Source organism: Roseobacter sp. MH60115 (genome assembly GCF_015644665.1).
Lineage (GTDB): Bacteria > Pseudomonadota > Alphaproteobacteria > Rhodobacterales > Rhodobacteraceae > Roseobacter.
The window spans coordinates 18,084-40,203 of record NZ_JADOBQ010000012.1 but is presented as its reverse complement, the minus strand read 5'-3'; the positions used below and the strand labels follow the sequence as shown (position 1 = coordinate 40,203).

Annotated in this window: 11 protein-coding genes and 1 pseudogene; 2 read left to right on the top strand and 10 right to left on the bottom strand. The window is 56.2% G+C overall.

The features are described from left to right. Positions 1–16 precede the first annotated feature (16 nt). The 3 genes from ISX84_RS22190 to ISX84_RS22180 are packed head-to-tail and all read right to left on the bottom strand — an operon-like array spanning position 17 to position 11,868. A complete protein-coding gene (locus ISX84_RS22190; protein ID WP_195822607.1) occupies positions 17–10,870 on the bottom strand; it encodes a calcium-binding protein in 10,854 nt (3,617 codons plus the stop codon). Further along, the gene (locus ISX84_RS22185; protein WP_195822606.1) at positions 10,867–11,469 is read right to left on the bottom strand and encodes a hypothetical protein; all 603 of its coding nucleotides are present in this window, start codon (positions 11,467–11,469) and stop codon (positions 10,867–10,869) included. Before ISX84_RS22185 ends, ISX84_RS22190 begins: the two co-directional genes overlap by 4 nt. A 15-nt stretch (positions 11,470–11,484) precedes the next feature. Next, positions 11,485–11,868, bottom strand: a complete 384-nt coding sequence (locus ISX84_RS22180; RefSeq protein ID WP_195822605.1) for a toxin-activating lysine-acyltransferase — start codon at positions 11,866–11,868, stop codon at positions 11,485–11,487. Between the two features lie 645 nt (positions 11,869–12,513). On the opposite strand from ISX84_RS22180, the gene ISX84_RS22175 reads away from it, so the two are divergent. Next, positions 12,514–13,185: a GntR family transcriptional regulator gene (locus ISX84_RS22175; protein ID WP_195822604.1), complete on the top strand. Its 672-nt coding sequence runs from the start codon at positions 12,514–12,516 to the stop codon at positions 13,183–13,185. Between the two features lie 202 nt (positions 13,186–13,387). On the opposite strand, the pseudogene ISX84_RS22170 reads toward ISX84_RS22175, so the two are convergent. Then, positions 13,388–13,684, bottom strand: a pseudogene (locus tag ISX84_RS22170) (IS6 family transposase); the annotation flags it as partial. Positions 13,685–13,869: 185 nt separating this feature from the next. Here ISX84_RS22170 and ISX84_RS22165 point away from each other — a divergent pair. Continuing rightward, positions 13,870–15,303, top strand: coding sequence for a phospholipase effector Tle1 domain-containing protein (locus tag ISX84_RS22165; RefSeq protein WP_195822603.1), 1,434 nt, complete (start codon positions 13,870–13,872; stop codon positions 15,301–15,303). A 264-nt stretch (positions 15,304–15,567) separates the two neighbouring features. Here the strand turns inward: ISX84_RS22165 and ISX84_RS22160 are convergent, their stop codons facing one another. The 6 genes from ISX84_RS22160 to ISX84_RS22135 all read right to left on the bottom strand — a co-directional run bounded on the left by ISX84_RS22160 (position 15,568) and on the right by ISX84_RS22135 (position 22,062). Next, positions 15,568–16,524, bottom strand: coding sequence for an ABC transporter ATP-binding protein (locus tag ISX84_RS22160; RefSeq protein ID WP_195822602.1), 957 nt, complete (start codon positions 16,522–16,524; stop codon positions 15,568–15,570). Next, a complete protein-coding gene (locus ISX84_RS22155; RefSeq protein WP_195822601.1) occupies positions 16,521–17,501 on the bottom strand; it encodes an ABC transporter ATP-binding protein in 981 nt (326 codons plus the stop codon). The genes ISX84_RS22160 and ISX84_RS22155 overlap by 4 nt, the downstream gene beginning before the upstream one ends. After that, the gene (locus ISX84_RS22150; protein WP_195822652.1) at positions 17,498–18,385 is read right to left on the bottom strand and encodes an ABC transporter permease; all 888 of its coding nucleotides are present in this window, start codon (positions 18,383–18,385) and stop codon (positions 17,498–17,500) included. The genes ISX84_RS22155 and ISX84_RS22150 overlap by 4 nt, the downstream gene beginning before the upstream one ends. Before the next feature lie 5 nt (positions 18,386–18,390). Continuing rightward, complete coding sequence (locus ISX84_RS22145) at positions 18,391–19,368, bottom strand: ABC transporter permease (RefSeq protein WP_195822600.1); 978 nt, start codon at positions 19,366–19,368, stop codon at positions 18,391–18,393. A gap of 61 nt (positions 19,369–19,429) precedes the next feature. Next, entirely contained in the window at positions 19,430–21,010 is a 1,581-nt protein-coding gene (locus tag ISX84_RS22140) for an ABC transporter substrate-binding protein (RefSeq protein WP_195822599.1), read from the bottom strand. Positions 21,011–21,126: 116 nt separating this feature from the next. Continuing rightward, positions 21,127–22,062: a LysR family transcriptional regulator gene (locus tag ISX84_RS22135; RefSeq protein ID WP_195822598.1), complete on the bottom strand. Its 936-nt coding sequence runs from the start codon at positions 22,060–22,062 to the stop codon at positions 21,127–21,129. Positions 22,063–22,120 lie beyond the last annotated feature (58 nt).

Genomic DNA, 22,120 nt, shown 5'->3' with positions numbered 1-22,120 from the left:
CGCAGAGAAGTCCACTTTACACGAAAAAACCGGTTTCCTGGCTTTGATCCAAAGTAGCAAGCACGAAGTTATCATAATCCAATACAGTCCCATCCGAGAATTCAAATAGGGCGACCCGATATTTGTCCGATCCGTTGTACGCGTTGAGGATGGTCATTGACGATCCCTCATAGCCGGTCACACCAATAACGAGATCATCAGTTCCGTTGTCATCCACATCATCCCGGAAGGAGAACACATCCGCGACAGCCGCGTCACTATCAAAGACGAGACGATCAACCTCCTGATAGTTACTGGACCATTCTAGGATACTGTCATGGCCTTCGCCGAGGTTAAATTTATAGTCGTCAGACTCACCTGTTCCATCAAACATGTCGTCTCCCGACGTGCCCATTGTTTGCAGCATGAAACTGTTGCGGCTGAGAACCGTTCCATCGCTGAAGACGAATTGGTTGATGTGGTATTTCTGGGAACTGGACGCATTGTTGCCGTAGTTGTTGATCGTGATTGATCCTGCTTCGCCTGTAACAGCTATCCTGAGGTTGCTCAGTGCGCCCCCTGTATAGTCTGAGACGGTATATACATCGGAAACGGTTATCCCCTCCCCAAACACAATCCGGTCAACTTCCTGATAGTTCGAAACAGCTTCCCCGATTGTGTCGTCGCCTTGGTTGATGTCAAAGACAAAATCGTCGCTTTCACCGGTACCATCGAAATGATCGTTGCCATCCGTGCCCATCGTCTCGCGCATAAAGGCATTGCGGTTCAGGACGGTACCATCTGCAAAAACGAATTGGTTGATGTGGTATTTTTGAGAGCTGGAACTGTTGTCGCCGTAGTCCAGAATGGTGATCGAACCGTCTTGATCCTTGACGCGAATTGTCAGGTCATATGCGCTACTGCCACCGACATGACTGTTGAGAGAATAGAGATCGTCTACGGTAATTCCGGCACCAAAAAACAGCCGGTCGACCTCTTGGTAGTTGGATACGGATTCGCCAATGGTGTCGTCGCCTTGGTTGATATCAAAGACAAAGTCGTCGCTTTCGCCGGTACCATCGAAGTGGTCGTTGCCATCCGTGCCCAAGGTCGCCCGCATAAAGGCATTGCGTCCCATGACGGTACCATCCGCGAAAATGAACTCGTTGATGTGGTATTTCTGGGAACTGGAGCCGTTGTTACCGTAGTCGAGAATCGTGATGGATGCATTGGCATTGCGGTAGTGGATCGTCATGTCATAGTCCCCACCACCGCCAACATGAGCATTCACAGAATACAGATCGGCGACGGTGATCCCGGCACCGAAATAGAGCCTGTCAACTTCCTGGTAGTTCGATGTTGTGGTCTTGATTTGATCGTGACCGCGTTGGGTATCAGAGTAGAATTTGTCACTGCCACCCGTGCCGACAAAAAGGTCGTTGCGACTGATGGCAGGAACACCTGTATTCGGATCAACTGCGGCCAGATCGTCGAGTCCCCAGTTCCACGTTGCATCATGGTTCTTGAAGGTAATGACGTTGTTTCCATCGTTTAGTTGTGCAGCGTCAAAGCTGACTGTGTGCACGGAAAACGCGCCATTCACGCCAACGGCCAGGCTCGAATGGTATTCGTTGTTCAGGAAGACCTCGATTTCGTAGTCGTAGTCAATGTCCCATGCGACCAATGACAGATCGACATCCGTGCCTTGGGTCACGAGGCCGACGTTGAATATCCCGTCTGCATCCGTCATGCCGTTCAGCCCATTAGCGACCTGAACTGAATCCATACTTCCGACCAGCAACACCGTGTCAACGTCAGAGAATAGCGCGGCGTAGGAGTCATCATTCATCTTGATTTCGATGTCGGCGAGGCCCATGACGGTAGCGTCAGCAAAAGCAATGGAACTGATGTCCGTATCGCCGCCAGCAAAGTGCCCCAGAACAGTGACAGTCTCGCCATTCGACAGAGTAATCACCAGATCGTCGGCGGCATTGCGGCCAAAGTCCGCCTGATCGGGATTGATATCGACAAACGTCAGCAAGTCGTTCGAGTTAGCGCTCTTCTCGGCAATGGTGTATGACCCATCGCCCAGGGTATGGATGTAGTTTTCGAATTTGTTGGTCCCTTGAACGGCACCGCTTGCCTTCTGGTCACTTGCAGCTTTGTCCCGCTGTGCCTGGCTCTCCAGCACCGTTCCGTCCGAAAACTCGATGTATCTCACGTCCGAGGCGTAATCGAGGAAATGATCGACGATGGTGACAGTCTCGCCATTGGACATGGCGATAATCAGGTCATCATCGGCTGTTGCCTTGAACGTGACCTCGCTGGCATTCAGATCAGTGAACGTCAGGCGATCATGCGCGTCGGTGCTTTGTTCGGTAATGGTGTAAGAGCCATCTCCGAGAGCGTGGAAATAGTTTTCCACCTTGTTGGACCCAAGGATCGCGCCGCTGGCTTTCTGATCGGCCGCTGCCTTGTCCCGCTGCGCCTGGCTGCCGAGCACCGTCCCATCCGCGAATTCGATGTAAGCCATGTCCGAGGCATAATCGAGGAAGTGATTGACGATAGTGACAGTTTCGCCATTGGACATCGTGATAACCAGATCATCATCAAGTGTGTTCGCAAACGTGACATCGTCGACATTGAGGTCTGTAAAGGTCAGCCTGTCATGATTTGTCGCGCTGCTTTCGGTGATGGTATAAGAGCCGTCCCCTAGAGCGTGGAAGTAGTTCTCCACTTCCTCCGTTCCAACCACGGCTCCCGAAGCCTTCTGTTCGGCCACCGCGAGGTCACGCGCGCGTTGCGCGTCCGCAAGCGATCGGTCAATCAGCTCTTGCTGGTTGAGCGTCACGCCATCGGCGAATGTGACCGCTTGCAGTGCATAGCGGTTATTGGAGTTAAAGTGGTCTGTCACCGTAATGACTTCGCCGTTGTCCAGGCGAAGGATCATGTCCAGATCACTATCCTGGGTAATCATCACCTGATCAGAATTCACATCAAGGAAGGTGAGTGTGTCGTAGCCTTCGTTGTTGAGGTAGTCGTAATCGAGGATCTGATAGGAACCGTCTCCCATGTTGTGATAGAAGTTTTCGGTCAATTCAGAGCCGCGCACAAAGCCGGTGGCCTTCATATCCGCAGCTGACTTGTTGCGAATACCCTGTTCGTCCAAAGACGTTCCATCTGCAAAATTAATCTGTTGCAGAGCGTAGCGTCGGTTGTTCAGGAAATGATCCGTAACCGTGATCGTTTCTCCATTGCTGAAGGTGATAACCAAATCAAGATCGCCATTGTGCAGGAATGTAACATCTCCTGGGTTCACATCCGTCAACGTAAGCGTGTCAAAACCCTCGTTGTTGAGGTAGTCATAGTCGGTGATCCGATAACTACCGTCACCGAAACTGTGGAAGAAGTTTTCCGTCAGTTCAGATCCTCTTACAAACCCGGTGTCCTTCATGTCTGCTGCGGATTTGTTGCGAATGCCTTGCTCGCTCAAAGCGCTGCCATCAGCGAACGTAATTTCCTGAATTGCGTGGCGGCGGTCATTCACAAAATGATCCGTGACAGTAATCGTTTCGCCGTTCGCGAAGGTCACAGTCAAATCGTAGCCACCGGTATTCGCGAAGCTCACGTCGGATGCATTCACATCCGTCAGGGTCAGCGTATCGAAGCCCTCGTTGTTCAAGTAGTCGTAGTCGCTGATCCTGTAGCTTCCATCCCCTAGTGCATGGAAATAGTTGTCGGTCAACTCAGATCCCCGCACGAAACCGGTAGACTTCATGTCCGCTGATGACTTGTCGCGAATACCCTGTTCATCAATCGTTGTGCCGTCGGCAAATGTGATTTCCTGCAATGCGTGACGGCGATCATTCACAAATTGGTCTGTGATCGTCACGACCTCGCCGTTTGCGAATGTGATGAGCAAATCGTAATCGCCATCGTGTGAGAAAGTGACATCTGCTGCGGTTGTATCCGTGAGCGTGAGCGTGTCCGACCCGTTGTTGTTCAGGTAGTCATAGTCCCTAATTCGATAGGTTCCATCCCCCAGCGTATGGAAAAAGTTTTCGGTTTGCTCCGACCCCAGCACAAGACCCAAGGGTTTCATGTCAGCGACTGATTTGTTCCGGATCGCCTGCTTGTCGAGCGTCGTGCCATCGGCAAAGACGAATTGTTCGATTGCCTTGTATTGCTTGACGTCAAACTGTTGAGAGATGGTTATCGCTTCTCCGGTTGAAAAGCGCATGTTGAGATCGAAATTGAGACCCTGCCAGAACGTGACGTCGGACGCGTTCACATCGGTAAAGATCAACCGGTCGTCGCCACCGTTTTTCAGATAGTCGTAGTCCGAAATATAGTGCGAGCCGTCGCCCAGGGTGAAAGTGTAGTTCTCGACCAGTTCCGATCCGATCACGATACCGGTCTGTTTCATGTCGGCGACCGCTCGGTCACGTATTCCTTGCAGATTGAGCGTAACGCCATCGGCAAAGGAAATGCTCTCCATGCGATGCCACTGATCATCATGAAACTGGTTGAGTAGGGTTATCTGCTCACCGTTTTGGAGCTTGATCACAACATCGGCTACCGTGCGCCCAAAAGTCACCTCGGTCGACGTCACATCCAGGAAGGTCAGCGTGTCAGTGCCATCGTTGTTCAGGTAGTCGTAGTCGCTGATCGTGTAGGAGCCGTCTCCCGATGCGTGCACATATCCTTCGGAGAGCTCAGACCCCACCACCGTTCCAGCGGATTTCATGTCTGCAACGAGCCTGTCGCGCAAAGCTTGTTCGTTCCAGGTGGTGCCATCCGAGAACGAGACAGTTTCGACCGACCACCACCGGTCATGGATCAGTTGATCCAGGATGGTGACCTGTTCACCCTTCGAAAGGGTGAAAATGACGTTATTGCCCACGCGGCTCAGGGTTACGTCATCCGCCGTAACGTCCGTAAAGGTCAGAGTGTCGACCCCATCGTTCTTCAGGTAATCATAGTCACTGATGGTGTAGGAGCCGTCGCCGGACGTATGCGTGTAATTCTCTGAATTCTCCGTTCCGATCACGCGGCCTGCGTCTTTCATATCGGACACGAGCCTGTCGCGCAGTTGGTCCTGATTGAGGGTCACGCCGTCTGCAAAGCTGACACTTTCAATGGCATTGTAATGAGTACGGCCCAACTGACCCAAAACCGTGATCTCTTCACCATTGTTCAGAGTAAAGACAAGGCTACTGCCGATACGGCCCAGAGAAACATCACTCGACGCGACATCTGAAAATGTCAGCGTGTCAGTACCGTTATTGCTGAGGTAGTCATAGTCTTTGATCGTATATGATCCATCCCCGGCAGTGTGGACGTAGTTGTTCGTTGTTTCCTGGCCAATTTGATTGCCGGGAACGGCAGCCGGATCTACCAGCAACGCCGGCAAATCGGATGGGCTGTAGATTACACCGTCAGCGAATTCGATGGTTTCGATATGATAAGATTTGCTGCTGTCCAGTTGCCCCGCAATTGTTACAGTTTCGACCCCCATGACAATAATCCGCAGATTGTCGCCATCGCTGCTGAGGACGACATCCGTGCTGTTCACATCGGTAAACACCAACCGGTCGACGCGATCATTATTATCAAAATCGCTGATACGGTAAGAGCCGTCTCCCAGTGCATGAACATAGGTTTCGCTCAGATCCGACCCAATCACGGTGCCAGTGCCACCGCTTTTCTGGTCCGCGACAGATTTGTTGCGGATGCCAGCCTCATCAAGAATGGTTCCGTCCGCAAACTCGATCTGCTCGATCGCATAAGAACCGGATTCTGCAAAGTGATCGATGACCGAGATACGTTCACCGTTTGCCAGCGTGATGATCAGGTTCTCTCCTGAAGAAGACGCGAACGAAACGTCTTCGGGATTCACATCCAGAAACAGCAGCCGGTCGACGCGGGAATCGTTGTCAAAATCGCTGATCCGGTAGGACCCATCACCCAGACTGTGCGTATAAACCTCTGACAGATCCGACCCGCGCACGGTGCCACCGCCCGTAACCTTTTGATCAAAAACGGACTTGTCGCGAATACCCTGCAGGTTGAGCACGGTCCCATCAGCGAATTCGATCTGCTCGATCGCGTAGTTCGTATTCTCTGAAAAATGATCTGCAACCGAAATACGCTCACCATTGGACATGGTGATCACAAGATCTTCGTCGCTGTCTGACGCAAATGAGACATCATCGACGTTGAGGTCTGTAAAGATCAGGCGGTCGACGCTCACACCATTGTGGAAATCCGATATCCGGTCATTTCCGTCGCCAAAGCTGTAGCGATATGTGTCGCCGCCTTCGCCGCCTTTGAGCGTGTCGTTGCCCTTCAGGCCTTCGAGCGTGTTGACACCGCTATTGCCGACTAAAATATCAGAGTGAGCTGACCCGATCAGACCTTCGATGGAGGTGAAATACTCAATGTCGCCGTGTATCTTGGCAAGATTTGTCGTCAGCGACGCGACCGTGCCCACGGTTGAATGGCGGTACGAAACAACGTCGAAATCTGCGCCGCCATCAAACCTGTCGACACCTTCGCCGCCGTGCAGTGTATCGTTGCCAGCATCTCCATAAAGTGTGTCGTCGCCCACAACAGAGATGTCTTCAGCCAGATCGCCATACAGCATATCGTTGCCGTCCTGGCCATAGACTGTGTCATTGCCGCCATGACCGAAAACCGTGTCTTGACCAGCCCCCGCTTCGACCACATTTGCAAACGCGTCTCCCTTGAGTTCGTCTTCATGCAGAGACCCACGCAGGTTTTCGATATTGACGTACGTGTCGCCTGCGGCCTCTCCGGCGAGGCCAACACCTGCGAAGAGATCAACCGTCACCCCGGCACCGGAGGTCGCGAAAGTGGCCCAGTCAGTGCCGGAACCGCCGTCAATCACATCGGCGCCGTCTCCACCCTCCAAAGAGTCGTCTCCGGAGCCACCGGATACCTGATCGGTTCCCGCGCCCGCATGTAGCGTATCGTTGCCTTCGTCACCCGACAGGGTGTCATCACCAAGGTAGGTCTTGATCAGATCGTCTCCGGCACCGCCGAGCACGCTGTCATTGCCCTCGCCGGTGTAAAACACGTTATCAATGGCGCTACCTGTCAAATCATAGCTATCGGTCAGGCCAAGACGCTCTGCTTCCAAAAGCGTCGTGTACCACCCAGCAGCAAAGGCTGAATCCGGGGACGCCACCATAAGGGCGTTAATGGCCTCGGTGTTTTCCAGGTAGGTGTGGTAGTCTTCAGCGATCTGCAAAGCGGCTGCGACCATCTGATAAATTTGGACAGGGTTTCGCCCATCGTAGGCGTGGGTTGCACCACCCTCGATAGTGATCTGGCGCAACGCGCCTTCGACGACACCTTCGACAACGGAGGTTGTTACTCCGTCATCGTTCAGGACCTCCGAGAATATCCTGGTTTCGTCAGAAGGTGTCGCGATTTTCCGGTCGATCAGAATATCGAGGTTCAGGTTGTTCAGAGCCCGCACGGCCGTCATCTGACCATCCTGCAAGTTCACATTTGCCAGGTCACGGATGTAGGCATCAAGGTATGTGTTCTGGAAATTGGCGAAGGTCTGCCCGTTCGATCCCGCGTTCTTCAGCGATTCCTCGTAGTGGCCGAACGACCACTGTGCCAAAGCGCCATAGTTGTGAGACTGCGACATCATGGTGTCGACAAACCCGTTCATGCCGTTGACATAGGCCTGCGCCAAAGCTTGCGACAACTCCGTGTCGCCACCGTCATCCGACCATGTGCCGGTCAGAACGAACCGCCCGGTGTCCGCATCAAAACCAACGCTGGTCCAGGCCTGCGGGTCCTTGTCAAAGAGAGCGTCCACAATGGCCCCGATGGCCCAGGTGATCACCGCCCCCACCGGGCCGGCAAAGGCTCCGAGGTTGAGCAGCATCGAGCTGAGTGCCGTGCTGGTGTAGAGCACAGCACCTGTTATCGCAGAGGCAATCTGTCCTTCGGTGGTTTCCAGCGGCGGCAGAATTTCCCGGACCACCGCGCCAAGGACCAAGCTCGCCCACCCGGAACTTACGACATTCCCGGCATCATCGTATGTCGGCAGGATTGCATCCGGGAGGGATGTGACGCGAATGCTCTCGTTGATTTCTTGGTAGAGTTCCGAACCCGGGCTGAAAAAGGATTCGAACAGCTCGGTGTCCACAAACCAATCGACACCGAACGAAACCACATTGGACACACCGGCACCGATTACCGCTTCATAGACAGCGCCAGGCACGCCGTCCGCATCGATAAACTCGAAGATTTCTGCCATCACCAGCTGGTTGATGGTGCTCGTGACATTATTGATTCCGTTCACGATGAGCTCACCGCCGAAATCTTCGAAGACGCCGCCTGCAATTGTGTCAAAGTGACCGGCGATAGAAACTTCACCGTAATTGGTGATGAACCCGCGATCGATCAGCGCGCCGATCACACCGCTGACATTCTCCAGCGTCGTTCCCAGAACCGTGTTGGCGGCAATGTTTTCGAAGGCGTTCAGACCGTCGCCCAGCAAGGCGTTGGTGAGGAAGGGGGTCAGCGCCGACCCAATGCTTTCCCCAATAAACTGACCGCTCAGATACTGCGGTTCGCCCCGTTCGATGACATTGCCATCGGTATCCTTGACGACCCTTTGGTAAATGATGTTGCCACGCCCGTCAGACGTGGTGATTTCTTCAACCGCGTTTACACCGTCGAGATATTTTTCCCGCTCGGTCGCCACGCCGGGTTCCTTCAGCAGGACGTAGTCCGGGAAGCTGTCGTTGTTGGTGTCCCGCACTTCGGTTACCTGCGAATATTCGTGCGGCTGCAGGAATGCGAAGATCGAGTCGTTGTGGACGCGGACGTCATTAGCCACGTAATTGTGGTGCGCCCGAACCTCGAAGTTATAGGTCTGCCATCCCTGCCGTATCAGCAGGTCCGGGGTTCCGGCCGCCTTTTGCAAACCCACAGTTTCAAAGAGCCCGGCGGTTTCCTTGCCAAACTCGATGGCGCACCCGCGGACCGTCTGCAGCGACCCGTCCGACATCACCACACGGGCCACACCGCCACCGAGGCGCAGCATGTGGCCGATTTCCATGTAGTCGCCGGTTTCGGTCAGGAACCGGTGCCCTGGGGTCACGTGGATCGTTTCGCGCCTGTCGACAAAATCAAGCCGCACCCATTCCGTGGTCAGGTTGCGGAAGAGGCGCGTGACGTACCCCGGCTGCGGTTGTCCCGCATTGTCAAAACACAGCACCACGTCAGACACGGCGATGTCTTCAATGGATTTACTGGAGCCATCCCACAACGAAATCTGCGTGCCCGCCGGGAAACAGCGGGTCGGATCGATGGCGATCTTTTGTTGAATCGTCAGCAGATCCGACTTGTACAATGCGGCTTGGAGCGCGTCCTCCAAAGATGTGACGCCACTGTCCAGATCCAACGAGATAACATCAACAAGAGCCTGGAGTTCGGCCATCCAACCTGCGACGTCTTCCCGAAGCAACCCGGGCGTGACCCCGAACTCCGCCAGATAGCTCTTGATCGCACTGCCAATGGATACCTGTGTTTCGTAGTCGAATTGGCTCTCGATGAGTGCCGCCAGTTCGGCATGTTGCGGCACGTAGTCTGCATCATTTCCAAACCGGTCTTGAAGCCATTGCTTCACGCCTTGAACAGTATTGTTCAATTCGCTGAGTGCGGATCCCGGTGCGGCACCTTGGGCGGCGAAGTCCATGGCTTCGGTCAAACCGTCGATGTTTTGGTACACATCGAATGCGGTCCAAAGCAGGCCGACCCCGAGCAAAGAAGCCGCCCCCTTCAGCAGAACATCCTGCAGCGCACCCTGTGCAATCGACGTAAGCAATTCGGGAGAAATCGGGAGGTTCGAATTGGCAACAAACTCAAGCACATTGGCTGTATTGTAGTTTGGTCCATATTCGTCTGTCAGCGCCGCATCCGCCTGGTTCGCGACCCCCATGAGAAGCAGGCCGATGGCTGCCGTTCCGACAATGCCCCCGTCCAGCTTGTCGAGAATGCCAAGAACTTTGACGTTCAGATCAGGCGGCGCGAGGTTTATGGTGTTGGAGCCGGAGCCCAGCGAGATCATGCGGCCTGATTGGAGGTCCGACCACTTTGTATCATCAATGAAGAAGTCGGAATTCGTTCGCGGGTCAAAATCGGTCGTTGTTCCACTGTCGACGATATTCAGGTAATTGGCTCGGTCAAGATCCCCTGCCGCAGCTGACAGGGACGCCATGCGGGTGATCTGTTCACCCATACCCTCGCGCAAAAGGGACAATCGGGCGGTGTCATCCAGACTCGCAAGCCGCGACACTTCAATACCGTTGATGGTGTTGACCTTGCCGCTATTGATCAGTGCATCGAGCTCTGTTGTTGTGAAAATGCTCGCCTCAGGGTCAAGGCCTTCCGGGAAAACGGCGAGGATATTGCCGCTCGCAGCATTGGCATAGTTGAGCGAGGCAGCATCCCAAACTGGCGCGTTGCCGGAAAACAGTTCTTCGATAGTGCCGACACCAAGCACATTCTCATTGGTTAAAGTGAGTACCAGCTTGTCTCGATATACTGAGTCTGCGTCATTCAGCGCACCAGCAAAAATCCCAACTTCCGTTTGCGAAATTAGTGTTCCGACATTCCCTTGCGTCAACCCATCAACAACATTTCCAACCGTTGTTCCGCTTGGAGAAATGGCGGTGTTATAGCCGCCGTAAAAAACCGAACTGGAACCGGCCGGGCCGACTGCTGGCAACTCTCTTAGAGCCCGTTCAAAAAAGTCGGCTGGCGCAGGCGTTCCTGCAGGGAGACTGTCAAGATAATCGAATGCACTTTGAGCACTGTTGAACGTTCCTGGCGGGTAGGTCATCGGATAAGTTCCCCAGTTTCAAAAGAGTTCAGCAACGTGTCGCCAAAGATCACTTTTCCCTTGGCCTTTTTGCCCACGAGCGCCAGCTCGACCACGCCGTCGTGGCGAGACAACAGTGTGGTGAGAAGGTAGATGAACCGGTCTTGCTGAGCGCAATCGTCGAAGAGGTCCAAACCGCTTATGGTGACTTTGGGCAAAGCGTCCGCGTGCTTCACCCATCGGTAGCTCTCATGATCCGGCAGCACAAATTCCCTGAGAATATGGTCAACATGCCAGACCAGCTCCCCTGCGTCAGTTTTCTCTCGATAGTTCGGAGAGAAGGAGACATGACCCGGGAACTTGCCCTCTTGCGTTATCGTGACAAAAGAACCGTCGAAATACAGCTTGGCATATGAGTGTCCTTCGTAGTCCCGTGTGTAAAAACTGTGGAATGACAGATATGTACCAGCATCGTTTGTGCGGATGACGTTTTCTTTGACATCCCACCAATGCTCGAGCCCATCCGGCTCGACATACCGCGGGACCTTGCTGTCATCGAGGTTCTGTCTGCGTTCGCGAGGATCAATCCAATCGTCAGGGCGTTGCAAAGGATCTTTCATAATTTGCATCTCCAATCAGACGTTTGACGTGCGCGGAGCACCGGATTTGAGACTTTGAAAAAACTGCTGCTCAATGTCATCAGCTGCGGCAAACGGCGAAACGCACTCTACGACAACAACGTTCGGACCAGACCGCCACTCGTTCGGTTCGAGTTGCCGACTACCCTTGGCAAAGCGGGCTTTTACTTCGTTCGAAACTGACGCCCAGGCAAGAAATGCAATTGGCTGTTTGTCTTTCATGTATATCTTGAACTGTTGGAGCAGGATGGCCGGCGTAACTTGGGTTTCAATGTCGCTGATCTTCAGGTCACGATGCGCTTTGCTTACCGTCATCAACCAAACGGCTTGCCCCATGGCCGACGCAAAAGTAGCTTCATTTGGAAAACTGCTTTTAGACATTTTCAAACTCGGCTCAGCGCAACCTGTGCGAGAGCCAATCTCCCGGCATCTGTTTTTAAGCAACTAGAACTAAATAATAAATTCATTGCCGCCTTATGACGCTAATTAACGTCACAGATTTGTCAACCCTCTGGGTTGAATTTTCGCCAAGGCGCGCAATGTCCTTAGTTTCAACTATCAGCACCGCGTTTGCCCCTGTGTGACTTGGCAGTTAATTGTAGGACTGCGGAGTTTTGTGCAGCGAGACACCCCGTCACTCGTAAATGCGCGCTACTTTACCGTAGTTGTTTTCGCAGTACTGCTCATAGCCTGTTTTCAAGAGCGCGGGTTTGACTACTCCCTTCAACTTCTTCAGTTTTCCAATCATGTCCCACCTCATACTAATGCTGCACCGGCATGCCCAGCTAGTTCACCCACTGATGTCGTTCTCTGCTGATTCTACCAGTGGATCACCCGATCTAGAGTCGGTAAAGATCGACATCCCGCTTACGCCAACAGTTTCGGGTTACATATTGAGTGGACGAGTACCAGACACAAAGCTCGCATCTCTAAGGGCAGCGATCCTCTACCATCAACCGGCACTGCAGAAATTTCGAGGACCCGCAGTCAAAATTGATGGCCGAGATTCGGAGGGCGACTATCAGAATGTGTACAACAGTACGTCCGGCCAGCGTTATTTGCGCAGCATATCGTACAGGTTGTATCCTGCGCCGTCGTATCGTTGCGGGCGAGATCGTAGCTGGAACACCGCTTCGTCAGGAAGATCTGGCCCCCCGCTTTGATGTGAGCCGCATGCCCTTACGCGAAGCGCTCCGGACGCTCGCGGCTGAGGGTCTGGTGACGATCCGACCCAACCGGGGTGCTGCGGTCGCACCGATCGACGCGGACGAGCTGCTTGAAATCACCGACCTGCGCGCAGCGCTGGAAACGATGGCGATCCGCCACGCCGTACCGCGGCTTTCCAACGACAGTATTGACGCGGCCGCCGCAGTCCAGGACGAGATCGAGCGCGGAGACGACGAGGCGTTCGTCGCTCTAAACGCCCAATTCCACATGACGCTCTATGAAGCGGCGGGTCGGCCGCTCCTGCTCCGCCAGATCTCTACTTTCCACAGCCTGTCGGAACGATACCTACGGATCCCGATCAGTGATCTAGGGCTTAACCCTCGGTCGTCGCGCGAGCATCGCGCCTTGCTGAACGCTTGCTATGCCCGTGACGCTGACGGGGCAGCTGCGCTTCTTTCCGAGCATATTGTTGTGCCGGGTCGAGCAGTGGAAGCGAACGTGCGACAGCGGACCGATCAAACGGCGCAGTAGTATGTGCCATGACGGTACCGATGCCTGCCGTTGCAATAGCGTCCTTGCTTGCTTTGGAAACGGTCCTGCCAGCAAGTCTAAATCCATATGGAAAACCATGCTGCCGCCGCAGCACGATCTGCGGAAGCTGCCCTTCATGCTTAGCGCAGCACTGGTCAAATTGGGCTCTTCGCTGACCTTAGCCGCAAGACGCACCGATGGCAGCGTCAACGGCACGCCACAGATATCTCCACTTGCCTCCGACGCGGACGTAGGTCTCATCCACGTGCCAGTCCAAACCCCGACAGGACTTATACTTGAACGAGCGCTTGGCGACTTCCGGGCCGCACTTGCGAACCCAGCGATAGACCGTCGCCGCATCTACAAACACGCCGCGTTCTTCTAGCAGATCTCGAACATCCCGATACGACAAAGCAAAACGGCAGTACCATCGTACTGCCATCAGGATCACATCCTTCGGAAAACGGTGACGTTTGAACGGATCGCGGGGCTTCGGCATGAGTCTTCCTTATCTGTCATGGCCAGACTGCCAACTCGTCTCCCGTTAACGCAACAATCCCATCCACATGTCTAGAATGCATAGATCGGCACAGCTGCTGTTCCGATCTAATTCTGGATGTAAACGTTGACGCAGTGGCCGGGCTCTACGATAGTGGAACGAATAACGAACACGGGCCGTCGAGCATGCCGAAAAACATCCTGATTTTCTCTGATGGCACTGGCCAGGTCGGAGGTTTGAGACCCGACCAGCGGCTCTCAAACGTTTACAAGATGTATCGCGCGATGCGTCCCGGGCCCTCCTCGCCGATCGACCCGAAGGAACAGGTCTGCTTCTATGACGCTGGTCTTGGTGCAGGCGAGGTGGGCGGTTTCACGCTCCGGCGGATCAGGAACATACTGTCGGCCGCGGTCGGGACTGGGATCGACGAAAACGTCATCGATTGCTACGAGAAGATCATCTCCTACTATGAGCCAGGTGACCGCGTCCTCCTCTTCGGGTTTTCGAGAGGCGCCTACACCGTCCGTGCCGTTGCGAACGTGATGAACCTCTGCGGCGTCCCGACAAAGATGCCGGACGGATCGCCGGTTCCACGCTTTGGACCGCGGCTGAGGAAGATCGCGAGCGACGCCGTGAACTTCGTCTACAACCATGGAAACGGCTACCCCCGCGGTCAGAAGCCCTATTATGAGCGCCGCGAGGAATTGGGTCGGCGGTTCCGACAAAAGTATGGAAGCTTCGTGCCGGATGCGGAGGAGGACGTCCAGGGTAACGTCCAACCAACGTTCATTGGTGTCTTCGACACAGTCGCTGCGCTCGGGAACGCCCAGGTCAGCCTTCTGGCCGGCGTGGTCGTCTTAGCCCTTTTTGCCACATTCGGCGCAGCGCTCTGGCTCTCCTGGCCCTGGTACGTCTGGCTCCCCCTCCTCGGGCTCCTTGGTCTCATCGGATTCTGGTACGCGAAGCTGAAGTGGTCACAGTGGAAATACTTCTCACCGAATGAGATGAAGCCGCTCAAGCTGACCCGTCTCTCCGACTGGCCCGAGATCTGGAAATATGGCCACTACGCCAAGTGGAACCTGGAAAACTATGACCAATGGCTGGATTCCGATGTAGGCCACGCCCGTCATGCCCTCGCGATAGACGAGCATCGCAAGAACTTCCCCCGCGTGAAATGGGCGATGGTCGCGGAAGCGAAGAAGACCGAAGGCCGTGATCCGCCTTGGTTGAAGCAGGTCTGGTTCGCGGGCTGTCACAGCGACGTTGGAGGCAGCTATCCCGAACCGGAGTCCCGTCTCAGCGACATCGCGCTCGGCTGGATGCTCGAGGAACTGAAGGCCTGTGTGCCTGATGTCCAAGTGAACGACCACAAGCTCTATGTCATGCCCGATCCAATTGGAATGCAGCACGAGGAAACCTTCATGTTTGCATACGGCCCAATTCGGAGACGGTGGCCGATGGAGCCGCGCGAAGTGAACGCCGCCTTCTCTCTCCATCCATCAGTCATTGAACGTCTTGAAGCCGAGCAAGTCTCCCACGTCGGAGAGACGCGACCGTACAGACCCAAGCAACTGCGTGACCATCCCGCAGCGAAGTCTTACTTCGGTGATGCAGAATGACCAAGTTCGCCGCCTGATGATTGCCTGTAGTGGGTCCCACTGTCGTTAACATCTGATCTCTGCCCATAACACCTTTTTCTGCTTACGAAAACTGGACCTTATCGCAACTTTCGGTTTGCCGGACAAAGTGTACATTTGCCGTAACTGCGCCAACGCCTGCTGGTGTCGAGCTGGTCAAAACAAACGTTTTCGCCGCAGACTCAATGAGGAGAACGGATAGATTGACGCCGCGCAACCAGCTGGGTTGCCGATCAACGGGCCCAATCATTCACCCGGAAAATAGCACGCCACTTTATGCCCGCCGCTCAACTCCTCCAGCGATGGGTGCGTGGTTTTGCAGCTGTCTTGCACCTTTGGGCAGCGGCTGGCGAACATGCAGCCCCGGGGTGGGTTCAGAGGGTCGGGCGTCTCGCCCGTGACCTTCACGCTTTTGCGCTTGGCACGTTCGACAGATGGCACCGCGGCAAGTAGGGCCTGGGTGTAGGGATGTTGGGGCGCGGTGAAGAGGGCCACGCGGTCGGCCTCTTCCACGATCCGGCCCATATACATCACAGCGACCCGATCGGACATGTGCTGCACAACGCCAAGATCATGACTGATGAACAGATAGGTCAGCCCCAGATTGGTCTGCAGGCGGCGCAAAAGGTTCAGGATCTGCGCCTGCACGGCCACATCCAGCGCGCTGACCGCCTCGTCACAGATGATCAATTCGGGCGAAGTCGCCAGTGCGCGGGCGATGCCGATGCGCTGTCGCTGCCCACCCGAGAACTGGTGCGGGAAGAGCGCGCGTTGCTCGGGACGCAGGCCCACCTGCGCGAATAATTCCTCGACGCGGGCGTCGCGGTCGGGCTTGGCGGGGGTGCCGAGCGCATCCATCGGCTCGCGCACGATGGCACCTGCACGCAGACGGGGGTTGAGCGAGGAATAGGGGTCCTGGAAGATCACCTGCACCCGGGCGCGGGCTTGCCTGAGCGCCTCACCCTCGAGCTTGAGAAGGTCCGTGCCGGCCAATTCGACCGAGCCGCCAGAGGCCGGCACCAGACGGGCGGCGGCCAGCGCGGCGGTGGTCTTGCCAGAGCCACTCTCGCCCACCAGCGCAAGGGTCTGGCCCTGGGGCAGGGACAGCGAGACATCATCGACGGCATACAGATAGGTGGACCGGCCCCAGGTGCGTTTGACGCGGAACCTGACGCTGAGGTTTCTGATTTCGAGCAGGCTCATGTGTCCTCCTTCAGCCAGCAGGACGCTGCTTGACCCGCCGGGCAAGGGAAAGCCGGTGGGCGCCGTTCAAGGCAGCGGTCATGCACATGGGCGCAGCGGGAGGCGAAGAGGCAGCTGTCGGTCCCAAACGCCGACAGGGGCGGGACGATGCCGGGGATTTCGGTCAATTCTTCGCGCGCGGCGGTCGGGTCCGCCTTCAGATGCGGCACGCAGGAGATCAGGCCTTGCGTGTAGGGGTGTCGCGGGTCTTTGAGGATGGCGTGAACAGGGCCAACCTCCGCTGCGCGGCCTGCATACATCACCACCACATCGTCGGCCATTTCGGCCACGGCCCCCATGTCGTGGGTGATCAGGATCAGCGCGGTGCCGGTGTCACGGGCGAGATCGCGCAGAAGCTCGAATATCTGCGCCTGCACGGTGACGTCGAGCGCGGTCGTGGGCTCATCTGCGATGATCAGCTTGGGTGCGCAGGACAGTGCCATCGCAATCATCACCCGTTGCCGCTGCCCGCCCGACATCTCATGCGGGTAAGCGGAGACACGCGACTTCGCATTGGGAATGCGCACGCTGTCCAAGAGATCGACCGCGCGGGCCAGCGCGTCGCGCTGCGACATGCTCTTGTGGCGGCGCAGCACCTCGGCGATCTGTTCTCCTACGGTGTAGACCGGATTGAGCGAGGTCATCGGCTCCTGAAAGATCATTGAAATGTCATTGCCCCGGATTTCGCGCAGGCGGGCATCGGGCAGGGTGGTCAGCTCGTCTCCGTCAAACCTGATCGAGCCGTGGGCCACCCGGCCCACATCAGGCAACAGCCCCATGATGGCCAGCGCGGTCATGGATTTGCCACAGCCGGATTCGCCCACGAACGACAGGGTCTTGCCCGCCTCCAGCGATAGCGACAGATCGTCGATCACGGGGGCCGGGCCGGAGCGCAGCGCAAGTTCGATGCGCAGGTTTTCGACGGTCAGAAGACTCATCTGGCACGCAGTTTTGGGTTCAGCGCGTCGTTCAACCCGTCGCCCACAAGGCTGATTGCCAACACCGTGATAAAGATGGCAAGGCCGGGGACGGTCACCGTGTAACCTGCATCCAGAATATAGGGCCGGTTCGAGCCGATGATCTGCCCCCATGAGGCGACATTCGGATCAGTCAGCCCCAGAAAGCTGAGGCCCGCCTCAAACAGAATCGCGGAGCCCACCATCAGCGCGGCCTGCACGATAATCGGCGGCGCCGCGTTGGGCAGGATCACCGAGAAGATCAGCCGCGCGTTGCGCACCCCGCCGGAGCGCGCGGCGGTGACGTATTCCAATTCGCGTATACGCAGAAATTCCGACCGGGTGACACGGGCCACGGCGGGCCATGAGACCAGCCCGATGGCCAGTGTGATCATCGGCAGGGATGCACCAAACAGCGCCACGATGACCATGGAAAACAACAGGGTCGGCAGCACTTGAAAAAACTCCGTCAGGCGCATCAGCGCCTCTTCGACGATGCCTCGGAAAAAGCCCGCCAAAGCGCCCACGGTGATGCCGATGGTGACGGTGACGAAGGCCGCCGCCAGACCCACGGTGATCGACACCCGTGCGCCGTGGATCATCAAGGCCATGATATCGCGGCCCAGATAGTCGGTGCCAAACAGATAACCTTGCTCCCCGGGTGGGGAGAACGGAGTCCAGACCATCATGAACGGGTCTTCTTTGTAATAAAACGGGCCGAAGATCGCGATGGCAAAAATGACCGATAAGACGATCAACCCAGCCACGGCCGCGTGGTTGCGGCGAAACATCGACCACGCCTCGGACGCAGGCGAGCGGGGCTTTTCAATGGGCTGTTCCCCAGCAGCTTTGCGCGGATCGGACATGTCGCTCATGCCTGCCCCCTCAACCTTGGATCAATCGCACGCAGCACCGCGTCGGTGATCAGGTTGCCGATGATGACGACCAGCGCCGAGAAGAACAGGATACCAAGGATTGTCGGTGTGTCCCGCGCCAAGATGGACGTCAGCGCCAATTGCCCAAGGCCGGGCCAGGAATAAACCGTCTCCACAAGCACGGCGCCGGAAATCACGGCAGAGAATTGCAACCCCGCCAGCGTGACAACCGGCGGCAACGCGTTTTTCAAAGCATGTTTCAGCGTGACCTCGCGCGGGGTCAGTCCTTTCGCGCGCGCGGTACGCACGTAGTCGGACCCCAAAACCTCCAGCATCGAGGCGCGACACAGGCGCGAGTAGAGCGCGAAGAAGATCGTGGCGAGCGTGAACATCGGGAGCACAAGGTGGTGCGCAATGTCGAGCGTCTTGATGAACCAGCCGTCCTCGACGGTGACATCGACCATACCCGCGACGGGAAATATCGGGATTTTCAGTGAAAACGCGATCAGCAGCAAGATGCCCGTCCAGAACACCGGCGCGGCATAGCCAAACAGCGCAAACAGCGTCACAAGATGGCTGATAATCCCACGCGAATTGCGCGCGGCGTAAACCCCCAAAAGCGTGCCGACAATCAGTGCCACAAGCTGCGCGGAGACCACCAGAAGCAGCGTCGCAGGCAGACGCTCAAGAATCAAGTCCAGCACGTCGCGATTGTAGAAATAGCTCTGACCCAGATCGAGGGTAGCGACCCGCGCCAGATACCGGCCAAGCTGCACGACAAAGGGTTGATCCAGCCCGTATTCCTCGCGGATGGCGGCCATGGTCTCCTCAGTTGCTCCGCCCGCATCGGCTGCAATCGTGTCGGCCACGTCGCCGGGAGCTAGATGGATCATCGAGAAGTTCAGAACGATGACGGCCAGCAACAGACCGGCCGCATAGCCGAGGCGTTTCAGGATGGTCAGCACAATGGCCATGTCAGGACGGCTCCGGCAAAGGGTGGGCGGGACCGCGGCGATGCGGCCCCGCCCGGATGTCTTATTCTTCGTTCAGCCACACCAGATCATAAGGCGCCGAAGATGCCCAGATGCCGCGGGGTGCGTTTTGCACAACCGTCTGGCTGATCGTGTGATAGGGCAGCGTGTTGGTCCAGTAGACCGGCAGCTCTTCGGACAGGATCTGCTGGAACTCGGCATAGAGCGCGATGCGCTTTTCTTGATCCAATTCCTGACCGGCGGCGTCCATCAGCGCGTCGACCTTGGGGTTCACATATTGCTGTGTGTTCGACCAGATCACACCTTTCTTGATGTTGTCGGAGGAATAGGTGCGGTGAACACCAATCACCGGATCGCCCCAGTTGAACACGGTGTCCCAAGTCATGTCGAATTCGTGATTGGAGATCTTCTGCGCCCATGTCGGGAAATCCACGAGCGCGTTGACCGTCACGTTAATGCCCACGCGGGCCAGCGATGCTTTGGTGAACTCTGCCTGCGGACGGGTGGTCGGGTTACCGTAATCAATGGTCAGGGCGAACCGCGTGCCATTGTCACCACGCGGGAACCCGGCCTCATCCAAAAGCGCATTGGCTTTGTCCAGATCAAGATCATACGGCTCCACACTGTCATCATAGAACGGGGAGCCCGGGTGAATACCCGTCAGCGCTGGTTGGCTGATCCCTTGCATGATCGCGTTGAGGATAAAGTTGCGGTCCACCGCATAGGCAATTGCCTGACGCACCTTGACGTTGGAAGTCGGTCCCTCGGATTGTGTGTTGAAAGCCAGCCAATTGATCGCACCGATGGCCGCATAGCCTTCATCGGTCACAACCAGACCGTCATTTTCCTGCATCCGAGTGATGTTGTTGACCGTGTTCTCGAAGGTGGAAAGGTGCAGCTCACCATTCTCCAGACCGATGGTGCGGGCCGAGGCGTCCTTGATGATGCGGAAGACGATGCGGTCGAGATAGGGACGTCCATCGCCCATGAAGAAATCGTCAAACCGCTCAAGGATCACGTGCTGATCCGGTGTGAACTCGGCAAACTTGAATGGACCAGAGCCCACCACATCAGCCGAGTTTCGCGGGTGCGACTTGAGGTCTTGCCCGTCGCCATAGATGTGTTCGGGGATGATCGACATCAGTTGCGACGACATCGCAAGCAACAGCGCAGGATGCGGCTTATCCAGCGTCATCACAACGGTTTTGGGGTCGGACGTGTCAACATCCGTCACCGGCGCAAACATCGTCTTGAACGGGTGGTTGTCCTGAATAGCCTTGATCGAGAACGCAACATCGTGGCTTTCGATGGGCTCGCCGTCATGGAACACGGCATTGTCGCGCAGCTTCAGTGTCATGCTCAGCCCGTCGGGGCTAAATTCCCAGCTTTCAGCCAGATAGGGCTGCGGCTCAAAATTCTCGTCATAGCGCAGCGGAGTCGCAAAAAGCTGCGCACCGGGGGCACCGGTGACGATGCCCGATTGCACCGCCGGGTTCAGGTGGCGCGGCGTTTGCGGCAATGTGGTGATCAGCGTTCCACCCGCTTTCGGTTCGGCATGGCCGTCTGCGAAAGCGCCAGTCGCAACAACCGTCAGCAGGCCAATTGCAAGTACTTTACCAAGCATCAGTATCTCCCTGTTTTTTGGGCGCACCAAATCCTAAGGGGCGACACGCCTTCACATCCCAAAGACTAGGCAGACCGGCTGACTGTAGAAAAGTGTTTTATATTGCGCCACTTCCCCTAATTTTTAGCGGTTGAAATGGCGAGTGCCTGAAATCCGCCGCTGTCGCGGAAGTTATCAACTGTTTTCAGGAAGCTCTCGCAGGCCCGAGTCTGGCGCACGCCTTTCATCGTCGCGATGCCGAAGATGCGCGGCTCCGGCCCGTTTTTCAGCGGCACAGCGCGGAAGCGCGGATCATCGGTCAGATAGTTCGGAGGCAGGGCGTTCAGGATGGTAAAACCAAGACCGGCCGCGACCAAAGGTCGGATCATCTCGGTCGAGGGGGTAGCATGGACCACGCGCACTGGCAGCCCCGCCTTGGCGAACATACCAGTGTAGTAATCCCGCGTGCGCCGCAGTGTCAGGGCGATCATGCCATATCTTGACAATTCCTCCAGCGTGACATCCGGGGCCTCGGATAAAGGGTTTGAGCGGGCAATCAACGCATAGGCTGGGGCTGGGACCAGCGGGCGAAAGTCCTGCGTATCGAGAACCACATCCTCGTAGGTGAAGGCCACATCCGCGCGACCGTGATCAAGATGCTCAATCGCCAGCTCGATATCACCCTCGGCCAGATGCACCTCGACGCTGGGATAATCTTCGGCGTATTGTATCAGCAGATCGGGCAGGAAATTCGCAGCCGCCGTCGCAAAACAGGCAACCTGCACAAAGCCCTGTGCCAGCCCGCCCAAGCTGCCAAGCTCGGCACGGGTCGCGCGGGCGTCTTTCAAAAAGCGCGAGATCAGCGCCAGCGCCTCCTCTCCCACCGGTGTGGTGCTGATGCCTTTGGCGGGTACCCGCACGAACAGGTCAAAACCAAGCCGCGTCTCCAGCCCGTCAATGGCAGCGGTGATCGAGCTCTCACTGATTTGCAACGCCTTGGACGCACTTGCAATGGAGCCCAGACGGCCCGCAGCCTCCACGTAGGCCAACTGTTTCAAAGAGACATCCAGCATCGTTACCTCATTCTATGATGGTTTTGCCTATGATAATTCCAGTTTCCTCGGGAAGCGA